17 protein-coding genes and 1 pseudogene are annotated in these 21310 nt (G+C 57.7%); 7 read left to right on the top strand and 11 right to left on the bottom strand.

All coding sequences use genetic code 11. The features are described from left to right. Nucleotides 1-33 precede the first annotated feature (33 nt). Nucleotides 34-1806, bottom strand: coding sequence for a ShlB/FhaC/HecB family hemolysin secretion/activation protein (locus tag CSQ93_RS05405; protein ID WP_099377097.1), 1773 nt, complete (start codon nt 1804-1806; stop codon nt 34-36). A 468-nt stretch (nt 1807-2274) separates the two neighbouring features. Here CSQ93_RS05405 and CSQ93_RS05410 point away from each other — a divergent pair, with 468 nt between their 5' ends. From CSQ93_RS05410 to CSQ93_RS29345, 3 genes and pseudogenes are all read left to right on the top strand, one after another. Next, on the top strand, nt 2275-2877 hold the full coding sequence (locus tag CSQ93_RS05410; RefSeq protein WP_099377098.1) for a DUF4291 domain-containing protein: 603 nt from the start codon (nt 2275-2277) through the stop codon (nt 2875-2877). 323 nt (nt 2878-3200) lie between these two features. Continuing rightward, nucleotides 3201-3395: pseudogene (locus CSQ93_RS29785) on the top strand (helix-turn-helix domain-containing protein); the annotation flags it as partial. 97 nt (nt 3396-3492) lie between these two features. Beyond that, entirely contained in the window at nt 3493-3639 is a 147-nt protein-coding gene (locus CSQ93_RS29345; RefSeq protein WP_233516051.1) for a hypothetical protein, read from the top strand. 281 nt (nt 3640-3920) lie between these two features. Here the strand turns inward: CSQ93_RS29345 and guaA are convergent, their stop codons facing one another. Both guaA and guaB read right to left on the bottom strand, forming a co-directional pair. Continuing rightward, nucleotides 3921-5531: a glutamine-hydrolyzing GMP synthase gene (gene guaA, locus CSQ93_RS05420; protein ID WP_035818203.1), complete on the bottom strand. Its 1611-nt coding sequence runs from the start codon at nt 5529-5531 to the stop codon at nt 3921-3923. Between the two features lie 66 nt (nt 5532-5597). Further along, on the bottom strand, nt 5598-7058 hold the full coding sequence (gene guaB / locus CSQ93_RS05425; RefSeq protein WP_099377100.1) for an IMP dehydrogenase: 1461 nt from the start codon (nt 7056-7058) through the stop codon (nt 5598-5600). 760 nt (nt 7059-7818) lie between these two features. On the opposite strand from guaB, the gene imuA reads away from it, so the two are divergent. From imuA to CSQ93_RS05445, 3 genes are read left to right on the top strand one after another with little or no spacing between them, the layout of a single operon-like run. Then, nucleotides 7819-8508 carry a translesion DNA synthesis-associated protein ImuA gene (gene imuA / locus CSQ93_RS05435; protein ID WP_267891632.1) on the top strand — a complete coding sequence of 230 codons (690 nt, stop codon included), beginning with the start codon at nt 7819-7821 and terminating at the stop codon, nt 8506-8508. Beyond that, nucleotides 8441-9910: a Y-family DNA polymerase gene (locus CSQ93_RS05440; protein ID WP_099377103.1), complete on the top strand. Its 1470-nt coding sequence runs from the start codon at nt 8441-8443 to the stop codon at nt 9908-9910. Before imuA ends, CSQ93_RS05440 begins: the two co-directional genes overlap by 68 nt. A 2-nt stretch (nt 9911-9912) precedes the next feature. Continuing rightward, the gene (locus CSQ93_RS05445; protein ID WP_099377104.1) at nt 9913-13062 is read left to right on the top strand and encodes an error-prone DNA polymerase; all 3150 of its coding nucleotides are present in this window, start codon (nt 9913-9915) and stop codon (nt 13060-13062) included. A gap of 72 nt (nt 13063-13134) precedes the next feature. Here CSQ93_RS05445 and CSQ93_RS05450 read toward each other — a convergent pair whose 3' ends face one another. Then, on the bottom strand, nt 13135-13893 hold the full coding sequence (locus CSQ93_RS05450) for an SOS response-associated peptidase (RefSeq protein ID WP_233516053.1): 759 nt from the start codon (nt 13891-13893) through the stop codon (nt 13135-13137). 4 nt (nt 13894-13897) lie between these two features. Here CSQ93_RS05450 and CSQ93_RS28730 point away from each other — a divergent pair, with 4 nt between their 5' ends. After that, nucleotides 13898-14686 carry a hypothetical protein gene (locus CSQ93_RS28730; protein ID WP_158301128.1) on the top strand — a complete coding sequence of 263 codons (789 nt, stop codon included), beginning with the start codon at nt 13898-13900 and terminating at the stop codon, nt 14684-14686. 44 nt (nt 14687-14730) lie between these two features. Here CSQ93_RS28730 and CSQ93_RS05460 read toward each other — a convergent pair whose 3' ends face one another. The 7 genes from CSQ93_RS05460 to CSQ93_RS05490 form a co-directional block, all read right to left on the bottom strand. Next, a complete protein-coding gene (locus tag CSQ93_RS05460; protein WP_099377106.1) occupies nt 14731-15519 on the bottom strand; it encodes a DNA adenine methylase in 789 nt (262 codons plus the stop codon). Nucleotides 15520-15917: 398 nt separating this feature from the next. Next, complete coding sequence (locus tag CSQ93_RS05465; RefSeq protein WP_099377107.1) at nt 15918-16439, bottom strand: hypothetical protein; 522 nt, start codon at nt 16437-16439, stop codon at nt 15918-15920. Next, on the bottom strand, nt 16436-16960 hold the full coding sequence (locus tag CSQ93_RS05470) for a glycoside hydrolase family 19 protein (protein ID WP_233516054.1): 525 nt from the start codon (nt 16958-16960) through the stop codon (nt 16436-16438). Before CSQ93_RS05470 ends, CSQ93_RS05465 begins: the two co-directional genes overlap by 4 nt. Next, nucleotides 16957-17286: a hypothetical protein gene (locus CSQ93_RS05475; RefSeq protein WP_233516055.1), complete on the bottom strand. Its 330-nt coding sequence runs from the start codon at nt 17284-17286 to the stop codon at nt 16957-16959. Before CSQ93_RS05475 ends, CSQ93_RS05470 begins: the two co-directional genes overlap by 4 nt. Nucleotides 17287-17452: 166 nt before the next feature. Beyond that, nucleotides 17453-19312: a hypothetical protein gene (locus CSQ93_RS28735; protein ID WP_158301129.1), complete on the bottom strand. Its 1860-nt coding sequence runs from the start codon at nt 19310-19312 to the stop codon at nt 17453-17455. Next, on the bottom strand, nt 19312-20142 hold the full coding sequence (locus tag CSQ93_RS05485) for a hypothetical protein (RefSeq protein WP_099377110.1): 831 nt from the start codon (nt 20140-20142) through the stop codon (nt 19312-19314). Before CSQ93_RS05485 ends, CSQ93_RS28735 begins: the two co-directional genes overlap by 1 nt. Before the next feature lie 8 nt (nt 20143-20150). Next, entirely contained in the window at nt 20151-20870 is a 720-nt protein-coding gene (locus CSQ93_RS05490; RefSeq protein WP_158301130.1) for a hypothetical protein, read from the bottom strand. Nucleotides 20871-21310 lie beyond the last annotated feature (440 nt).

Consider the following 21310-nt stretch of genomic DNA (forward strand, 5'->3'; position numbering starts at 1 on the left):
AGGGAGAAAGAACGGCTGGCGGGTGGCGGCGTCTTAGTAACTTGCGTTCAGGCTAAAGCCGGCCGTATGGCTGGCCGTGCGGAACAGCTCGGGCTTGCGCACGGGCCAGCCGACAAAGGCGTCGTACTGCACGCCCAGCCACTGACCGCGCAAACCGACGAAGCCGCCCGTCAGTCGGCGCGCGATCAGCCATTCGGCGGACGGTCCCGATACTTCGCCGTGGTCGAGCCCGGCATACGCTTCCTGGCCGCTGCTGCCCAGCGGCACGCCGAACTCGTTGCGCAGCAGCCAGCCGCGCTCGGCCGACAGACTGCTTTCGCCGTCGTAGCCGCGTACCGTGTAGCGCCCGCCGATGGCGAAACGGTCCTGCGGCACCAGCGGCGTGCGGTTGTGCTGCATGCGCCAGCTGCCCGAGTAGCGCAGCGGCTGGCCAGCCAGCGTGAACGGTGCCGACAGGGCCGCGTCGGCCAGCAGCAGCTTGAGGCGCGACGTGCCTTCGCCAAACGCTTCCTCGGGCGCTGCCAGCGCATCCATCGCGCCCGTGCCGCGCCGGTATTGCAGATTCAGGTCCAGGGTGGCCTGGCCCAGAAATTCGCGGTGGCCGATACCCAGCTCCCAGCCCGCCATGCGGCGGCGCTGCACTTCCACTTCCGTGTCGTCGATGAAGTTTTGCGCGGCGCGCTGCCAGCCGCGCAAGGAAACCGTCGTCTTGCGCGACGCATCGCGGTACACCAGGCGCGACAGTTTCACTTCGCGATTCTGGCTGGCGCCGCTGTAGTTGTAGTCCTGGCTGATGCCGGCCACGGACTGGTGGTAATGGCTGTCGCTGACCGTGAAGGCTAGCAGCCAGTAGGCGTAGGGAATCGAATAGTGGGCCACCATGCCGGCCGTGCCGCGCGGGCCGTTGCGGTCGCCGTCGACGTTCTGGTTCAGGCTCAGGTAAAACAGGTCGTTCAGGGTCAGCCAGTGATCGTACGACAGGGTCACGCTGCCCTGCAGCTTGCCTGTCGAGCGCGAGCCGCCATCGTCAAGGCCCAGCGCCAGCCGGAATGGCAAGCCCTGCTTCCATTGAATCTGCAGGTCGCTCTCGCCCGGCCTGGCATTGCCGCCCTCGGCCGGCATGATCTGGATGTCGGCTTCGGCCGTCGGCACGCGCTTGAAGTTTTCCAGCGCCTGCTCCGTATCGCGCACATTGAGCAAGTCGCCGGGCCGCGCCGGCACGGCGTTCCACCAGGTGGCGCGGGGATTGGTGCCGGGCGCAAAACCGATCTGGCGGATGCGCCCCGGTATCAGGCTCAAGGCCAGCGTGCCACTGCTTAAATCCTGCGGCTCAGCCAGCACGCGCGTGGTGACATAGCCGCGCGCGATGATGGCGTTTTGCAGCCGCCCCATCAGTACATTGATGGCTTGCGTGCCCAGGCAGCGGCCCAGCGCAGAGTCAGCCGCGCCCAGGTCGTCGCGCCCGGCGGCATCCAATGCCCACTGGAACTGGGCGGCATCCTCACCCCGCAATTCCAGGTGGTTGATCGTAAAACACGGCGACTCGCCTGCCGGCAAGCGGTTGGCGGACACGGCCGCCGCTGCCTTGAGCAGGCGCACATCGGGATTGCGTTCCTGCTGCTGGCGCAGGAGGCGCTCGCGTTCTTGCTGGCGTATCAATTCCTGGCTGGCATCGTCGCGCTGGCTGGTGCCAGGCGTGGTGGGAAGGGGCGGCGCGATTTCAGGACGGGTCTGCGCGGACACGGCGGCACACAAGGTACCGCTAAACAAAAATACACCGCACCATGGCGTCAAGCGCAGGTGCATATGTTGCCTTACGTAATTATTTTCTTAAGTAGATTATAAAATAATTATTTCTACATGGCAATTTTATTTATTTCTTGAGAACTTTAGTTCTTTGGTAACTGTCTTTCATCTATCCAATTACCACTAGTAAAACAGGTGGACAGGCGATGGTGATGCGTACCGTATTAACTAAGATCGTGTCAGAATGCCCCAGCCTTCCTACCGTCTTGATCGGCAAGCTACGCACCCTGCGCATGCAGCGGGGCAAGGCCTAGGTCGTGTAAGATTTACGAAGCTGACCACGCCCCACTTTCGCCAGTCAGGCCATCCACCTTGCTCCCCCTTCTGATGGGACTATCGGCATGGCCTATCAACCGGCGACGGATGGCTGACAGAAGGATTGCTTAGGCCACGCACAGGAGTCGGGCGGCACGGTCAGCACCATGTTCAAACTCGCCGGGATTCTCTCTGGCTTCAATCAAGGTAACAATGCAAGATGATCAGCACCAAACATCAGCCTTCCCTGAACGTCAGATCAGGGCCACCTACGATGAATCGACCATCCGTGTCTATCAAGCCTATCCGGATGCGATCGCGGATGGAGCATTAACGAACGGCACATTTACTTCGCCCCCATTCAAAATGGAACGCATGACCTGGATTAAACCGTCTTTCTTATGGATGATGTATCGCGCGGGCTGGGGATTCAAAGACGCTGGTCAGCAACGCATACTGGCGATCGATATCAGCAGAGCGGGATTTGAATGGGCACTGGAGCACGGTTGCCTGAGCCACGCGGATGCATCCATGAGCAAGGACGAATGGTCGGCAAAGAGAGCGGCATCGTCTGTGCGCATCCAATGGGACCCGGAGCGGGATCTGCTGTTGCGGCCGCAAGCTCACAGAGCCATTCAGATCGGCCTCAGCAAAAAAGCGGTAGAACTTTACGTACATCAATGGATAACCAGGGTGGCGGATGTGACGCCGCTGGCCCACGCAATCCATGCGTTGCTCGCCCAAGAAAAGTTTGAGGAAGCAAAGCACATGCTTCCTCAAGAAAAACCGTATTCGTCAGTATTTCGTCCATCTTGAGCGCTGACATCCAGGACCTGAGAGCGAGTTCAAGCAAGATAGCTCATGCAACGCAGGCCGCCTCTTGACAAGCTCAACTGCACCCAATGCCCTCCCCTGCGCGGGCAGGGTCAGCTCCGGCAATCGTACACGATCTCGACCTTGTCCGTGGCGACCGGAAGGAATACGAAACAAGGGATGCCGCCATGCCGCTCCCGAGCAGTAAAATCACTGCTGTTGATCAGGCTGTGACTAGCAAAATGCTCTCGTTCCTTCCTTCATTGTCGAGACAGCCGCGTCATAGCCGGTCATTCACGAACGTTGTATATTGAAAGGCAATATGTATGTCTGGCAACACCCATGTTTCTGAGCGCCTCAAAAGCTGCCGCGAGAATCTTCATATCTCACAAGTGCTGCTTGCCGAGCTGGCGGGCATCAATCCCACACAACTGTATCGCTATGAATCAGGCAAAACCAAACTGCTTATGGACGCGGCAGAGAAGATTGCCGCGGCCCTCGGCGTCAGCACCGCCCGGCTTGTACATGGGACATTACCCAGCGCCAGAGGGACGCAAACCGACCTGCCAGTGCCAGCCGGAGGGGCGCTAAATCTGAACTTTCTGGAACTTCCCCCCCGTGCTTGCCTCCGCCGTGAAGCGCCTGTCCATACAAAATGGCAGCACCGTAGAAATAGAGCTGCTGAACCTCGCGCATCAAGGCCTCGAAGCCATGCACAAAAAAGCCTTGGATTGCGCCGAGTCCGCAAGCAAGAGCGAGAAATAACCGGATCACTACCTTGCTGAGAAGTCGCGGTAGATGGAGTGGTGCAGCTCACGGGGAAATACGCGGAGCATGATCCATGCGCTGACCTGTGTAGTCAAAAAACTGCCTGATGGCTGGATGGAGCCTGACCTGGGATCGCGGTGCAGACGTCAATGCAAGTATTTCCTTGGCGCGAAGGATCAATCGCATGCACATCAAAAAAATGGCCATTGACAATTCTTTTTGAATTATCAACGGCCATCTATTTTTCACTTTAAATTCAAACAGTTAAAGCGAACTCATCACTCCCACTCGATGGTCGCCGGCGGCTTGCCCGAGATATCGTAGACGACACGGTTGATGCCGCGCACTTCATTGATGATGCGGTTGGAGACCTTGCCCAGCAAGCTGTGCGGCAGGTGCGCCCAGTGGGCCGTCATGAAGTCTTGCGTTTGCACGGCGCGCAGGGCCACCACGTACTCGTAGGTGCGGCCATCGCCCATCACTCCCACCGATTTGACGGGCAGGAAGACGGCAAACGCCTGGCTCGTCGCTTCGTACCAGTTGGTCGGCACGCTATCCTGGTCGAAGCCAGGAACCACGACCGGCTCATACGGCGTGTTGCGCAGTTCTTCGATGAAGATGGCGTCTGCGCGGCGCAGCAGGTCGGCGTAGTCTTTCTTGACCTCGCCAAGGATGCGCACGCCCAGGCCTGGGCCCGGGAATGGGTGGCGGTAGACCATGTCATGCGGCAAGCCCAGGGCCACGCCGAGTTTACGCACTTCGTCCTTGAACAGTTCGCGCAGCGGCTCGAGCAATTTCAGCTTCATGGTGTCCGGCAAGCCGCCCACATTGTGGTGGCTCTTGATGGTCTGGCCTTTTTTACCTTTGCCGGCCGATTCGATCACGTCCGGGTAAATCGTGCCTTGCGCCAGCCATTTGGCATTGACCAGCTTGCCAGATTCGACCTGGAAGACTTCGACGAATTCGCGGCCGATGATCTTGCGCTTTTGCTCGGGGTCGGTGACGCCGGCCAGGTGGCCCATGAACTGCTCTTCCGCATCGACGCGGATGACTTTCACGCCCAGGTTCTTGGCGAACATGTCCATCACCATCTTGCCTTCGTCCAGGCGCAGCAGGCCGTGGTCGACGAAGACGCAGGTCAGCTGGTCGCCGATGGCACGGTGGATCAGCGCTGCCGCGACGGACGAATCGACGCCGCCGGACAGGCCCAGGATGACATCATCGGTACCGACTTGCGCGCGGATTTTTTCCACCGCTTCGCTGATGTAATCAGGCATGTTCCAGTCCGACTTGCAGCCGCAGATTTCATGCACGAAACGGCCGAGCATGGCCTTGCCCTGCACCGTGTGCGTCACTTCCGGATGGAATTGCACGCCGTAGAACTGGCGCTCTTCGTCGGCCATAGCGGCGATCGGGCAGCTCGGGGTGTTGCCCATCAGCTTGAAGCCTGGCGGCATTTCCAGCACCTTGTCGCCATGGCTCATCCACACTTTCAGCATGCCGTGGCCTTCGTCGGTGACGAAGTCGGCAATGCCGTTGAGCAACTTGGTGTGGCTGCGGGCGCGCACTTCGGCGTAGCCGAATTCACGCACCAGGCCGTTTTCCACCTTGCCGCCCAGCTGGGCCGCCATGGTTTGCATGCCGTAGCAGATGCCCAGCACGGGAACGCCCAGCTCGAACACGGCTTGCGGCGCGCGCGGCGAATCGCCGTCCAGGGTCGAATTGTGGCTGCCCGACAGGATCACGCCGGCGGCGCCATAGTTGCGCACGAATTCGTCGCTGACGTCATACGGGAAGACTTCGGAAAACACGCCGGAATCGCGCACGCGGCGGGCGATCAACTGGGTGACTTGGGAACCGAAATCGAGAATGAGGATTTTAGAATGCATGATGGGGACTTTATCTGAGGTCATTACAAAACCGGCGCACTAGGCGCCGGTCTGGTCTGTCGCTAATTACTCTGAACGGTAGTTTGGCGCTTCTTTCGTGATCTGCACATCATGGACGTGCGACTCGCGCATGCCGGCCGAGGTGATTTCCACGAATTCCGCTTTTTCGCGCAGTTCGTCGATGGTGGCGCAACCGCAGTAACCCATCGATTGACGCACGCCGCCCACCAGCTGGAAGATGATCGCCAGCACGCTGCCCTTGTAGGCAACGCGGCCTTCGATACCTTCAGGCACGAACTTGTCGGCCTTCATGGTGGCGTCCTGGAAATAACGGTCAGCCGAACCATCGGACATCGCGCCCAGCGAACCCATGCCACGGTACGACTTGTAGCTGCGGCCCTGGTACAGGATCACTTCGCCCGGTGCTTCTTCCGTACCGGCAAACATGGAGCCCATCATGACGGTCGAGGCGCCAGCGGCCAGCGCTTTCGAGATATCGCCCGAGAAGCGGATACCGCCATCGGCGATACATGGCACGCCCGTGCCTTCCAGTGCTTCGGCAACATTCGAGATAGCCGTGATTTGCGGCACGCCCACACCGGCGACGATACGCGTGGTGCAGATCGAGCCAGGACCGATGCCGACCTTGACGGCATCGGCGCCGTATTCCACCAGCGCCTTGGCGGCGGCGGCGGTCGCGATGTTGCCGCCAATCACTTCCACTTGCGGGTACTTGGTCTTGATCCAGCGTACGCGGTCAAGGATGCCTTGCGAGTGGCCGTGGGCCGTGTCGACCACCAGCACGTCGACACCGGCGGCGACCAGCAGGTCGATGCGCTCTTCATCCTTGGCGCCGACGCCGACGGCAGCGCCGACCAGCAGCTTGCCCTGGCTGTCTTTCGACGCGAACGGGTGGGAAGTCGACTTCTGGATATCCTTGACGGTGATCAGGCCGCGCAGTTCAAACGCGTCGTTGACGACCAGCACGCGCTCGAGGCGGTGCTTGTTCATCAGGCGCTTGGCTTCGGCCGTATCGGCGTCTTCGTTGACGACCACGAGTTTTTCGCGCGGGGTCATCTTGGCGGAAGCTTCCGCGTCGAGTTCCTTTTCAAAGCGCAAATCGCGGTTGGTGATGATGCCGACGACTTCCTTGCCTTTGACGACAGGGAAACCGCTGATGCCATATTGCTCCGTCAGGGCGATCACGTCGCGGATTTTCATTTCCGGCGGAATCGTGATCGGATCACGCAACACGCCAGCTTCGAAACGCTTTACGCGGGCCACTTCACGTGCCTGGTCCTTCGGATTCAAATTCTTGTGGATGATGCCGATGCCGCCTTCCTGGGCCATCGCGATGGCCAGACGGGCTTCCGTCACCGTATCCATGGCTGCGGACAGCAAGGGAATATTCAGGGTGATATTGCGGGTCAGGCGAGTTTTGAGGGACGTATCGGCGGGCAGAACGTTGGAGTAGGCTGGGACGAGCAGCACGTCATCGAATGTGAGTGCTTTTTGAAGTAGACGCATAGCATTTCCTATTGGCGCAAAAGCAGATTATACAGAAATTCTTGCTTCTTGTCTTGAACATTCGCAAACCCCTGTAGACATAGAGGGAATGCCGTTTTCGTTTCTCTCTAAATGTCTGGAAAAGTCTGGAAGTGTCTACGTTTTCGCCCAAATTTCGCCCCTGTTTTTGGTAGCTTATCGGACCTTTTCTGAGGGTGCACAATATCTGGTCGGTAGGCACCCAACATAATAGAAGACACCGCCGTCTGTAAGCATAACCCAAAAGGAAAGATTGCAATGCAGCACGCGCTGGGCGCCCTCCTCTTGCTTGCACTTTGCAGTTGCACGTCCAGCGGCATTGTCGAACACCCCAGCGGCGACTTAATAGGGCTGAGCAGCTTCGCCCTCGCCGCCCGCTACGGCACGCCCGCCAGCTACCAGCTCCAGGACGACCAACTTCAACTCAACTATGGCGACGAATTATGGGGCTGCCGGGTCGTATTCTTGCTAGACAAACATCAGCGAGTCATCGGCGTCGCAAGCAGCGGCTCCAAATGCGGCCCACTCCCTTAGATGACTGCCCTTGCCTATCCGCTCACTACCTCCCCCCAAGCCATGGCCTTCGCCAACAATCGGGAAACTTGCAGTTTTTGGCATCCTCAGCATATACTGTGTTTATATACAGTACTTTTTTTGAACACTGTCAACAACACGCTAGCCAAACGCCATGCTCTCGCCGCCCGCTCAACACCCCAACACTACACCACTGGCCAACTGCGCCATGCTGCGTAACGTCTGGCGGGCGAGTGAACTGAGCCGAGGGGTAACTAGCACCATTGCCACCGGACACAGCATGCTTGATGATGAACTTCCGGGAAAGGGCTGGCCCCAGTCAACCTTTACAGAGTTGCTCGTGCAACAAGCGGGCATAGGTGAGATGCATTTATTGCGGCCGATGTTGGCGCAACTTTCACAGCACCGCCGTATCGCTTTGGTGCAGCCGCCATATTTGCCCAATTCCGCTGCTTGCAAGTTCATGGACTTGAACTGCCCGAATTTGCTCTGGATACGCGCCCCCAGCACAGCTGACGCCCTTTGGTCTACCGAGCAAATCTTGCGTAATGGCAGTTGTGGTGCGGTGCTGCTGTGGCAGACCAATATCCGGGATGAGGCGCTACGACGGCTCAACCTCGCAGCGCAAACGACCGAGACGTTCTTCTGGCTGGTCCGGCCTATGAGCGCGGCGGCCGATGCGTCACCGGCGCCGTTGCGCCTGGCATTGCGCCCCGCCGCCGGCGGCATTTCCACCCACATCATCAAACGGCGTGGCCCGCACCACGAGGCGCCACTCTTTATCCCGCTGGCTGACATGCCGGCACGTCAACGATTTTTGGACGATCAAAATGCGGTTCTGGTTCAGCGTACACCTCCCACTGTTGCCTCTCGAATGCCTCAGGCCGCGCTGGTGTGAACCGGGGCCGTATGCGGTAGTCGAGAAAGGCCGCATTATTGCGGTCTCGCAACATGCCTTTGCCGAAGGTGTGCGCGTCGGCATGCGCCCTGGCGGCGTCGCGGCCGTCTCGCCGGATACGGCCATCCTGGAGCGTAATCTTGAGCGTGAATTGATCACCAGCAACGCCATCGCGCTCGCCCTCCTCCAGTTCACCCCGGAAGTGGCGCATGCCGGCGACTTCAGCCTGCTGCTGGACGTGACCGCCAGCTTGCGCCTATTTAACGGGCGAGCCGCCATCAGCCGGCGCATTCGCGCTGCCCTGCAAGCACTTGGCGTGACCGCGCAACTCGGCACGGCGCCAACGGCAATGGGCGCCTGGCTCTTATCGCGCTGGCAGCCGGCAAAACGCCAGATAATTTTGCGGCGTACCGTGCACATGCGCTCGCTGGAGCGCCAGCTCGACCGCATGCCCTGCGCCTATCTGCCCAGCACGGAAAATCACCTGGAGTGGCTGACGGATATAGGTGCCGATCACCTTGCAGCGCTACGTCGCCTGCCCCGCGCTGGCATTCAGCGCAGGATGAACAAACAAGTGCTCGATGAACTCGACCGCGCCTATGGTCTCGCCCCTGAGCTGTTTGAATGGATCGCCATTCCCGAGACTTTTTCGGCACGCATCGAAACCTTTGACAGGATTGAAAACGCCGATACCCTGCTGGCGGGCGCCACTGGCCTGCTGCAGCAATTTGTCGGCTGGCTAGTTGCGCGCCAGCAGGCCGTGAGCATTTTTGTTCTGCTGCTGGAGCACGAGCGCGGCAAGACCGCAATCCCACCTACGCCGATAGAGATTGGCCTGGCCGAGCCGACGTGGCGGGATGAACATCTGATACGGTTGCTGAAGGAACGTCTTGCACGTACGGAACTGATCGGTCCAGTCATTGCCTTGCGCCTGGAAGCGCGCCTGCTGACCGCGATGGCACCACCGACGCAGGATCTGTTTCCAGAGCCCGGTGGCAACCCCGCCGATTACAAGCGTCTGCTGGAGTTACTCAGCGCCCGTCTGGGCAGTGACAACGTCCTCTGTCCTGTCGAAAATCACGACCACCGCCCGGAAGAAAGCAATTCCTGGGCTGCCGCCACCGAGAAGCGCAAGGCGGTCAACGCCGAGGATGAGGCGTTTGAGCGCCCATTCTGGCTGCTACCCAAACCCATCCCGCTGCTGCTGCGCGGCGAACGTCCCTTTTATGGTTCCCCACTAAAAATGCTCAAGGGGCCGGAACGCATTGAGGCCGGCTGGTGGAACGATCAAATCGCAGCCCGCGACTATTACATCGCGCAAGGAAGCGATGCGACCTGCTACTGGATATACCTCGAGCGTGTCGTTGACGGCCGCTGGTACCTGCATGGCATGTTCGGCTAATCATGGACAAGCCGCCAGTTCCCACGCTGCCCGACTATGCCGAGCTGCAGTGTATGAGTCACTACTCCTTCCTGCACGGCGCCTCTCCGCCCGAACAACTGGTGGCGCGCGCGGCCCAGCTGGGCTACCAGGCCATCGCCATGGCCGACGAGTGCTCTTTGGCCGGCGTGGTCAAGGCACATGTGGCGGCAAGGGAGTGGAACATCCACCTCATCATTGGCAGCCAGATGAGAGTGACACCGGAAGACGGCACGCCACCTTTTACCGTGCTGATCCTGGCCATGGACCGCGACGGCTACGGTAACCTGAGCGAACTCATTACCGCAGCGCGCACGCGCGCCGACAAGGGAAGTTATCTGGTGTGGCCACGCGATATTGCCAATCCCACCGGCGCCCTCGCCCACTTGAAAGGACTGCCCGGCTGCCAGCTCATCCTGTGCCCCAAATATAACGCCCCCTATGAAGAGGTCGAACGCCAAGCCGAGTGGCTGGTGCGCAGTGCACCAGGCCGCGCGCGCGTCGCCTTGACTTTGCACCACCGTGCGCAGGATGACCGGCACCGCGCCATGGTCGAGGCCATTGGCGCCGAATTCAGCTTACCTGTCGTCGCCACGGGCGATGTTGTCATGCACCTGCGCTCGATGAAAATCATCCAGGACACCATGACCGCGATTCGTCTGAATACGCCGGTTGCGCAATGCGGCTATCAGCTGGCCTCGAATGCCGAAGCCCATTTGCGCTCGCGCCTACGGCTAGGCAACCTGTATCCGCGCGAGGCCCTCGATGAAACCCTGCGCGTGGCACAGCGCTGTACCTTCTCGCTCGATGAGCTGCGCTATGAATATCCAGGCGAGATCGTGCCCGAGGGGCAGGCCCCGGCCAGCTACCTGCGCGAACAAGCCTATATTGGGGCGCACTGGCGCTACCCGCTCGCCATTCCGGACAACGTGCAGGCGCAGCTCGAGTATGAGCTGGAATTGATCGGCGACATGCAGTACGAACCCTACTTTTTGACGGTGTTCGACATCGTGCGCTTTGCCCGCTCGCAAAAAATTCTCTGCCAGGGGCGCGGATCAGCAGCCAATTCGGCTGTGTGCTACTGCCTCGGCATCACCGAAGTCGATCCATCGCGCGGCACCCTCCTCTTCGAACGGTTTATCTCACGCGAGCGAGATGAGCCGCCCGACATCGATGTCGATTTCGAGCACCAGCGCCGCGAGGAAGTGATTCAATACATCTATCGCAAGTATGGCCGCATGCGGGCCGCCTTGACCGCAGTCGTCATTTCCTACCGCCCGCGCAGCGTGCTGCGCGACGTTGGGCGCGCGCTGGGCGTGGATCTATCGGTGGTCGACAAGGTGGCCAAGGCCTCGCATAGCTGGGGTGGACGCGCCGACCTGCAGCAACGGCTCATCACCTGCGGACTCGACCCAAACTCCCCCATCGCTGAAAAATGGGCCGCTATCGCCGAACGCCTGATGCGCTTTCCGCGCCACCTTTCGCAGCATCCCGGCGGCTTCGTCATCTCGCGCGGCCCCCTCTCCCGCCTGGTGCCGATTGAAAATGCCGCCATGCCCGACCGCACCGTGATTCAATGGGATAAAGATGACATCGACGAACTGGGCCTGCTGAAAATCGATATCCTGGCGCTGGGCATGCTTTCGTGTATCGCCCGCACTCTGGCTTTGATCTCCGAACAGCGTGGCGAGCGCTTCGAGCTGGGAGACATACCGCACGAGGATGCCGCTACCTACCAGATGATCTCCAAGGCGGACACTGTCGGCGTATTTCAGATCGAATCGCGGGCGCAGATGTCAATGCTGCCCCGCATGCAGCCACGTGAGTTCTATGACTTGGTCATTGAGGTGGCCATCATCCGGCCAGGCCCTATCCAGGGCGGCATGATCAATCCGTATCTACGCCGGCGCCAAGGATTGGAAGCAGTGACGTATCCGAGCCCCCAGATCGAGGCGGTGCTGCGGCGCACGCTCGGGGTGCCGATCTTCCAGGAGCAGGTCATGTCGATTGCCATGACAGCGGCAGGCTTTACGGCCGGTGAAGCCGACCGCCTGCGCCGCGCCATGGCCGCGTGGAAAAGAAAAGGTGGCCTGGAACAGTTCGAAGACCAGCTGATGAGTGGCATGGCCCAGCGCGGTTACAGCATCGAGTTTGCCACTTCCATTGTTGGCCAGATACGCGGCTTTGCCGAGTATGGCTTTCCAGAGTCGCATGCGCACAGCTTTGCCCTGCTGGCCTACGCCAGCAGCTGGCTCAAATGCCATCATCCGGCAGAATTCCTGGCCGCCCTGCTCAACAGCCAGCCCATGGGTTTTTATAGCCGCTCTTCTCTGGTGCAGGACGCGCGCAGGCATGATGTGGAAGTGCGGCCGGTCGACGTCTGCACGAGCGGATGGGAAGCGTCGCTAGAACCGACAGCGAACGGCACGTTGGCAGTGCGCCTTGGTCTGAATAATATCAACGGTATGGTAAGGGAGGCGGCTTGGCGAATTGAGGAAGCCCGCGCTGCGGCGCCGTTCAAGAGTACACGCGATGTCGCCATGCGCGCGCACCTTGATGCCGCAGACATGAAGGCACTGGCTTCGGCCAATGCCCTGGTAACGCTGACAGGCAACAGGCGCATGGCCATGTGGGACGCCGCGGCGAGCGTTCCCGAGCGGGATTTGATGCGCGTGGCCACCATTGCCGAGCCAGTGTTGGAGCTGGCGCCGCCCACGGAAGCCGATGACATCGTGGCGGACTACCGGCACATTGGCCTCACGCTGGGAAGGCATCCGCTGGCACTTTTGCGCGAACGCCTCAACAAGATGCGCTTTGTGCCGTCAGACATTCTAAACACCTTCAGCGATGGCCAGCTGGCCCGGGCCTGCGGCATTGTCACGGTGCGACAGCGGCCGGAGACGGCCAAGGGGGTGATCTTCCTGACTTTGGAGGACGAATTTGGCACCATCAACATCATCGTCTGGCCCACGCTGGTGGAAAAGCAGCGTGCCGAACTGATGAATGCCTCACTCTTGGGCGTGTATGGAATCTGGCAATCGAAGAGTGGCGTCCGCAACCTGATTGCCAAGCGCTTGGTGGATTGCTCACACCTTCTCGGGCAGCTTGACACGAAGAGCCGGAATTTTCATTAGTGAACATTCCTTGAATCATGGCTTAACACAGTAGATTGCCAAGTTTAAGAAATGAGAAGGTCAGATATGTAATTAGAAGAGCCCGCCCTGCTTTGCCGGGGTAGGCGCTTTCTCTCGGGTTCGCGGCTGCATTGGATCAGGCTGCGCAACGAGCAGCTCAGCAGGATATTGCCGATAAATGTCCGCCTCGGTCACCAGAGAGCCGTCCAGCCAACCGAGGTATTGCTCCGGGTCCAAGATCATCACCATACGCTTTTCGTCGTCTGGCTTGTGAAAGCGTTGCATCAGCGGATGACCGTCGGCGTTGATCGTCAGCATCGAGAACGACAGCAGCTGATCAGCCGGGCGGTACTCCCAGATTCCAGCAATGGCCACCGGCGCGCCGTCGGCACGCTCGATGCGCCAGCGCACGGGCTTGCCGGTTTCGTAGTTGGGTTCGAAAAAATTGGCGGCCGGGATGATGCAGAACTGCTTGCGCCTCCAGGCACTACGGAAGGATGGCTTGCTGGCAACCGTCTCGGTGCGCGCGTTGTAGGTCTGGCGGGCCAGCTTGAGGTCTGCCCAGTGCGGCACCATACCGAACATGGCGGGCGAAATTTCCAGCGCATCTGGAACATCCTGCGAACTTCTAAGGATAGGTGCCATGTAGCCAGGCCATGCCTCTGGCGAGAGGGCAAGTTGCAACGGAACCACACGAAAGTGGTTTTGAATATGGTGATTAAAACTTGGCGTATAGTCTGCACACATGGAGTGTTTTTTATGGAAATTCAAAACGAACATCACATATAAATAATAGACCAAATTCACCAAAAAATCCAAAAAAAATCTCATTAAAATGCCAAACTCCAATCACAAAAAAAACACTAAGAAAATATCATCAACAGTTTTAACAGCAATAACAAATATTAAAAAAAGAAGATACTTAACATTGATTGCGATCACTATACTCATATTGCTTATAGTTGCAGCAAAAAATATTGGAGACGATGCTAATAACAGTAGAATTTTTTATATATCCATTTGCGGCACATTCATTGGCGCGCTATCTGCATTTGTACTAACAATAATCAAAGAGATAAGTACGAAAAAAAATAAAGAAATTTCCAGTCTGAATTATGCACTATTCATCATGAGTAGAAAATTAACCATAATAACCACATTAAAAAGAGAATGCGAAATACACAAGGATAAACTAGAGATATTGCGAGCACTCGAACTGCCAGCAAAACGACTTCCAGATACATCTGACCTAAAATTTCCCTATGCGGATCTGAGTTTTCTTCTTGATGGATCGACCGCTCTTGCGATGAACCAACTTGGCATAGCTCAAGATTGTTTCAATCAAACACTTGAGACATATCGATATCGAAATGTATTTCTTGTGGAAACGATCCAGCCAATAATGAAGGGGGAAAAATTTTACAAAAAAAAATTGACCGAGGAAAAAATAAAAGAAATATTAGGCGAGATAAATTCAGAAATAATTTGCGACAGCACTGCCGACATTTATGAGTTTATAGAGATGACTATCAAGGTTCTTGAAAAAACTCAAGGTGACTTAATTGAAGCAGGAAAGAAAATTTATCCGAACGCAAAATTTGTGAAATATTCCATCAAGCCATAAACCAATGACACATGCCCGAATACAAATATCCGGGCATGAATATATTAAAAAAGACCAACCGGCTCCAAGGATCTGTCCCAACTGTAGATGATCAACTCTTTACGCTCTACCGCCTTGCCGCCGCCGCCCACGTTGTATTGAATGCCGGTTGTATCCATCTGGAAGCCAGCGAACACGCGCCGGATGTCCGGGTGATCATTCAAGCTCAGGATGGCCTTGCCTTTCAGCCTGGCCATCAGCTCGGCCATCTTCTCGTACTGGGCAAATTCAAACTCCACCCCATACCCGGCCGTCTCCCAGTACGGCGGGTCCAGGTAAAACAACGTGTGCGGCCGGTCGTAGCGCTCCATGCACTTATACCAGTCCAGGTTCTCGATGTAAGCGCCTGACAGGCGCAAGTGCGCTGCCGACAGGTTCTCCTCGATACGCAGCAAGTTGAGCGGCGGCGCGGTCGTGGCCGTGCCCCAGCTCTGCCCGTCAACCTTGCCGCCAAAGGCATGCTGCTGCAGGTAGAAGAAGCGCGCCGCACGCTGCAGGTCCGTCAGGGTATGCGGCGGCGTGTCCTGCAGCCACTTGAACACCTCGCGGCTTGACAGCGCCCACTTGAATTGGCGTACGAATTCCTCCAAGTGATTCTTGACGACGCGGTACAGGTTGATCAGCTCGCCGTTGACGTCATTCAGCACTTCGACTTCGGCCGGCGGGCGCATGAAGTACAGCGCGGCGCCGCCGGCAAAGACCTCGACGTAACAGGTATGTGGTGGAAATTGCGGAATGATGCGGTCGGCCAGGCGTCGTTTGCCGCCGATCCAGGGGATGATGGGTAGTGCCAAAATGTGTACCTCCTAGTGGTAGAGTCGAATTCCTCCCAAGAGGTAATCCAAGCCTACTCACCAGGCACAGACTGATTGCTGCTGTTAGCGCAGCGGCAATCAGCGTTCTATCTTTTTTCTCGCGGAACACCGTTTCAAATTCCGCCTCATAAGCCCAGCTGCGCGGCAGTCCTGCGCCACCATTCAGTGCTTACTCAATAAGTACCGAATGGTGGGAACCCAATACGATAAGGAGTCATGCACACATACTATTAACAACACTGCCAAAGCTGCTCTAGAGCATAAACCCATGACGTAATTCATTTGCTCTCCTTACTATAGCTATAGCAACATACTATCAATTTGACATTGCAGCATTCTCTCCAATACTCAATGTAGCCCTCCATTCGCTAAATACACTATTTTTTCTGTTGCGCTAAAACAAACGCTTGACATGCCCTCCCCGTTGCAGCCACCTCCTCCGTCTGCAAAATCAAGGCTTGAATATCTCGCGCCACCGCGTCAGGAAGTAACCCGCCGGCGGGATCGACTGCAGCGCCTCCTTCGGCGCCACTGCCACCGGCCGGGGCGGCAGGTCCAGCACTTGCACAGAAGGCGGGCTTGCGCATGCGCTCAGCAGCAGCAAGACGAGCGCGGATATCGCTGATTTCGTCATCGTAGACTTTCGTGACGGCCGCCGCCTTGGCGGCCTGTTGCCTGGCTTGCGCCAGGTTTTCGGTAGCGCGCTGCGCCACCGCTTTCGTTTCCGCTGCCGCGCGGGTCTTCTTGTCGGCATCCCACAGCGCCTGTACGGCCGCCCTGCCCTGGGCGTTGCCCAGCGCGCGCTGGTACAGCATGCCGGCACCTCCCAGCATGCACACCAACAATGTGCCGTACAGCCAGCCAGGCACCTTGCCGGCGAACTTGGCCAGCGCGATCACACCAGCACCTTGCACGCTGCCTGGTACATGGCCAGACGCTCAGCCAAGCCGTTCACGCCACCGTTGATGCGGCGCGTCACCCGTTCCTGGTCGCCAGCATCGGCAAGAGCATTGAGGCCGCGCGTCTGCCAGAACCAGCCGGCCGAACGGCAGGCATTAACGGTCTGCTCCAGCAGCTCAGGCTGAGCCAACAGATCCAGACCCAGCGCCTTGCCGCATGCAGCGTAATTGGCGCGGCCAGTCACCTGCAGTAGGCCACGCCCACGGAAGCGCACGCCGTCACCGCGCTGCGTGTTGCCCAGGTCGACGCGCCCCTCGTAGGCCTGGCCGCTGGCCAGCTCGCGCACATAGCGCAGCTGGCCGGACTCGTGCCCCACCTGGGACAGGAACGATGCCTGGCGCGCCGGGGTCGTGATACCGAATTCCAGCATGGCCGCGTTCAGCGGCACCAGGAAGGTGTCCGCGCGCGAGCGGGCCAGCGGCATGATGGTCAGCAGCTGGCCCAGCGTGACGGCGCTCACAGGCCACTCCGCACGTCATGCACGACTGCGGCCGCATCGCGCGCCAGCTCGCCGATGTCCTTGTCGCGGCGCTTGTCGAGCCAGCGCACCGTGGCGCCCAGCACCCACCAGGCGGGCAAGCCGGCGGCCACCATCAGCGGCGCAGCAATGAACAGGAAGCCCAGGGCCGGGTCACTGCCGTACAGCACGGCGACGGCGCGCGCGCTGTCGAACAGGCCCGGCATCCAGTTACGCACGACCACGACCAGGGCCGGGCCCATCAGGGCGGAAAAGAGAATGGTGACGAAGAAGCGCACGCCCGCTTCCTTGGCAGTTTTCGGCCACATAAACATGAATCCCAGTGAGGTTGCGGCAGCGCCGGCCAGAACCGGGATGCCAAAAATTTTAATCAGTGCGCCGCCGGCGGCGGTCGTTTCGATGGCCATGTAGTGCCTTTCAGGTGGTGGAAATGAAAAAACCCGCCGAAGCGGGTTTGTGGGGAATGCTGTTTTGCTACACGACCTTGACCATCACATAGGCCCTGCCGTCGGGTTCAATCGAGATCACGCGCCCGACGGCATCGAGATATTGCGAATGCGTGAGATCTGCCTTGCGGATGGGAATACCCTTGATACCGGCACCGTCCTGGACCGGCACGATGTAGTCGCCCGGCTGGGCGCCCAGCACATTGACCGGCACGCGGCCGGCGATGGCGATACGGTCGACCTTTTGGCGCTCGACTTCCAGCGCCGCGTCGAAGGTGGCCATGGCCTCGACGTCCTGCAGCACGGCGATGTTGTGGGCGGCCAACGCGGCGGCGTAGGCGGCCTGTTTTGCGGCCCACTCGTCATCGGTGTCGCCGGGCTCGGTAACCGCTTCTTCAAATTCCAGTTGGTCTGTGTCGGGAACCGCTTGCTGCGCAACTACGTCTTCGCGCCGAACGGGCTGGACCGGGGCCGCGCCTGCCTGTGGGGATGGCCGCGGCCCGGCATCGACGGCCCAGGAATCACCACCGACAAACGAAGGATCGGTCGATTTGATTGAGAACATGACCGCATCGGCCCACTGATCGGTGACATTATTGTCAGCGGTGATGCCTACGATTTGTCCCGCCAGCACAGACGCACAGGTTGCGGATTTGTGGATGTATTCGGCGTAGTCGTTGCCCATAGTATTGACGGTGCCGGCAGCAGATACACTCCGATTGGTAGAAGAGTTCTTTCCAACGTAAAAAACGTTACCAGCAGTGTTCCAGCCACCGGCTCCATCAGCCACAATAACCGCAACACTCGGGTTTGCAGCGCCGTCTTGTCCCACATACAGAATCTCAGAACCTTGACCTACTGGCCTACTGATATTGTGGCGTGTGAGGACAGTATCGGTACTCCCCACTTTCAATACTAGAATAGATACTCTTCCATCCCCGTTAACACTAAGTAGTGGATTTGTCCAATTACCACTTCCGGTGTCGTAAGCTTTCAGGTCAAGTTTGTAACCGGGCGTGTACGGGACGTTGCCTGGGTTTGTCAGAAAACCAAAGTGTCCGTGGAAAGCAGTACCAGATACACCAGACACACCAAGACGCAATACTTCTAGCGGAGTAACAGTGCCAAGTATAGTGCCGCCGGCAAGGAACGAATGGCCTCCAGACGCCAGATTGCCGTTCTCTCCGGTAAAAATAGTATCTGAAAACGCAGTTGCTCGTGATCCAGCCAATCTTCCAGTAACACCTTTCCAACGTGGGGCAATGTGAATAGGATTGGCCGGGGAGGTGGCCGAGTCAAAAACCATCGTACCAGTAGGCGTCGCTGTGGTCTCGACAGGGGTGGCGTAAGTTGTCGTCTCATGCCCTGTCATATCAAAAGATATAGTGGCAAAAGCCCCTGCGTCAAAGAACGCATATACATCATGTACGCCGTTCGCACGGCGGCAAACCATGATACGGGACTGACTAAGAATCGCGCCTTCAATGTGCCAGTCTACATAGAATCCTCCCCGTACACCCATGAAAATTGAGAACGGTGTAGAGGTAGCAGCTGTCCATGCAGAATTAAACACACCTCTTATGTACAGGTTGGCGTTGGTGTTAGACCCGTCAGAATTCATAGACGCTATTAGCAGCCATCGCGTTGCGCCTGCGCCACCAACCACAAAGTCATACCCGTATTTACTGGTCAGGCCTATTGAAATAGGCTTCATTGTGCCCAATGAGATATTCGGATCGAGCCACGCCGGGTTCATATAACCATTCGGCCCACCAAGCGGAGACATACCCACGGCTGGCGCATACGATGACACCACGGCGCCGCGCCCGGCAAGTTCATTCAGGCGCCGGATCGTGTCCTGCTGTCCATAGTAAAAGAAGTTGCCCATTACATTTCCTCGATTTCGATGTTGGTGGCATATGTCTGGTAATACGGGGTAGTGATGGCGAAATTGCTGGCGAGGCGGCCATACACCTGGTGCGCCTGCTCGAGCTCGCCGTCGTCGCTGTCCGGATACAGGCTGACCAGCAAGGGGAGCGTCAGGCCATTGCCCCGCACAATGCGCCACAGCTCGGCCCGGTCCAGCGGCGTCATATGCTCGAGCTCGATCGATAGCTTGCGATACATCGCGCCTCGCTCGACAGTCTGGCTGCCGGCGCCGGTGCGGTTCTGAGTGCTTGTATCGAATGACGTGACGCCGGCACCATACGAGGCGTTCTGCTCCGGACTCCAGTAAGGGCCGACCACCAGGCGCGCCGCCTCGATGTAGCCTGCCGGATTATCCGGGTCCGCCAGCTCGATCACCAGTTTTTTGACGCTGACCATTGGCAGCCAGCAGCGCGCATACGTGCCGCCGCCATAGCTAAAGGCGTTCACGCCCAGCGGCAGCGCACCCCAATCCCACATGCCCAGCCTGGCATATTCGCACGCCGGCACGACGCCCGTATCGAAATCGGGCATCGCATCCCCTGGCTCGACGTAGCCGCGCACGCGGATCGTCGCCGTCGGCGTCAAGTTACAAAATGGTAGGGCCGCGCAGCCGACGATCTGCGGAGAGGGCCAGGTGGCCGTGATAGTCAGCGCCAGTCCTACCGAGCGCAGCAGGTAGAACTTGTCGTCGTGCTGCAGGTTGGCCGGCCCCAGCGCGTCGGCCTGGCTCGATGCGGTCAGCACGGCACGGTCGCCGGCGTTGTCGTAAATGATGCGGAGATTCGTCATTTTTAAAATTAGGCCCAGTTGGCTAAAGCGAAAGATGCGCTTTTCCCGTTGTAGGGATCAGCATTTTTTGCTGCAACCAAACCATAAGTATCCAGAAAAGGGGTGGAGGCAGCGCCATTAAGTTGCAAACCAATCGTTATAGAATTTACTGCATTCACCTTAGCGTAGACCCCAGCAGGGTAATCTTGCTCCCCTAGATAACTGGCTACCAATGGATTGACAACAATCCACGGCATCTCGTTGAATCCAGAGAACGTATAGGAGTAAGGGTAAGTGAAGTTCGGCGTTGCCGTGTGGACCAAATTTGCAATAATCCTCGCATGCCGATTATTACTGTTATATGTAATTTCCCCTGCTGCGTTGAATACTTGCAGACCAAAGTTGCCGGGATCGGTTACGCCGCCAACACTAGCGGAGAATACTGCATAGTCGAAGCCAGAGTCTGAAGCATCGATCATGCAGAAGTTGCCTCCTAACACCGTACCATACTGTTTAGTTAAGAAGATACCACCAACGTATTTACCAAATTCCTTATGGCGAACAAGGATAAGCGGAATCTCTGCATTCAGATCAATACCGAAAGCGCCAAGGTTAATCACATACAGGCCATAGCCGCTGTTATCTGCTCCTTTAGCGACAGAACCTCCGGTAACGTAACGAGGGTTTTTTAAGTTCTCGTCTATTTGGATAACACCGTTAGTATTGAAGATTTGAAGACCTGCAGTCATTTTTATACCCGATATACTGTAATGGGAACAGAAGTGAAGCCAGTGAATCTAATGTCGGCAGACCAAACATTAATTCCACCTTCTACAATCTGATAGTAGTAATCTGGGCAGGGAAGTGTAACAACCCAGAAACCGTCATCAGACATGCCACTAACAGGCACAAATCGTACTGCTGTGTCATTCCATGCTGGTAATGTGAACGTACCAACAAATCTAGTCAATCGATCGGTAATTTCCAATCGAAGTGCCCCATTAGCATTAAATACCTGAAGACCGGTAGGCATGTCACCAGACTCCCAATCTGACAATTAAGTTGCCTGCTGCGTTATAAATACGGATACCGTTACTGTCGTATTCAGTCCGCTGGCCGCTCGTTGCACTGCGAATCAGACCAAAGGTTCCGGTAGCAGCCACCAACTCGCCTCTAAAAGACCCTTTGG

This window comes from Janthinobacterium sp. BJB426, assembly GCF_002735705.1.
Taxonomy (GTDB): domain Bacteria; phylum Pseudomonadota; class Gammaproteobacteria; order Burkholderiales; family Burkholderiaceae_D; genus Janthinobacterium.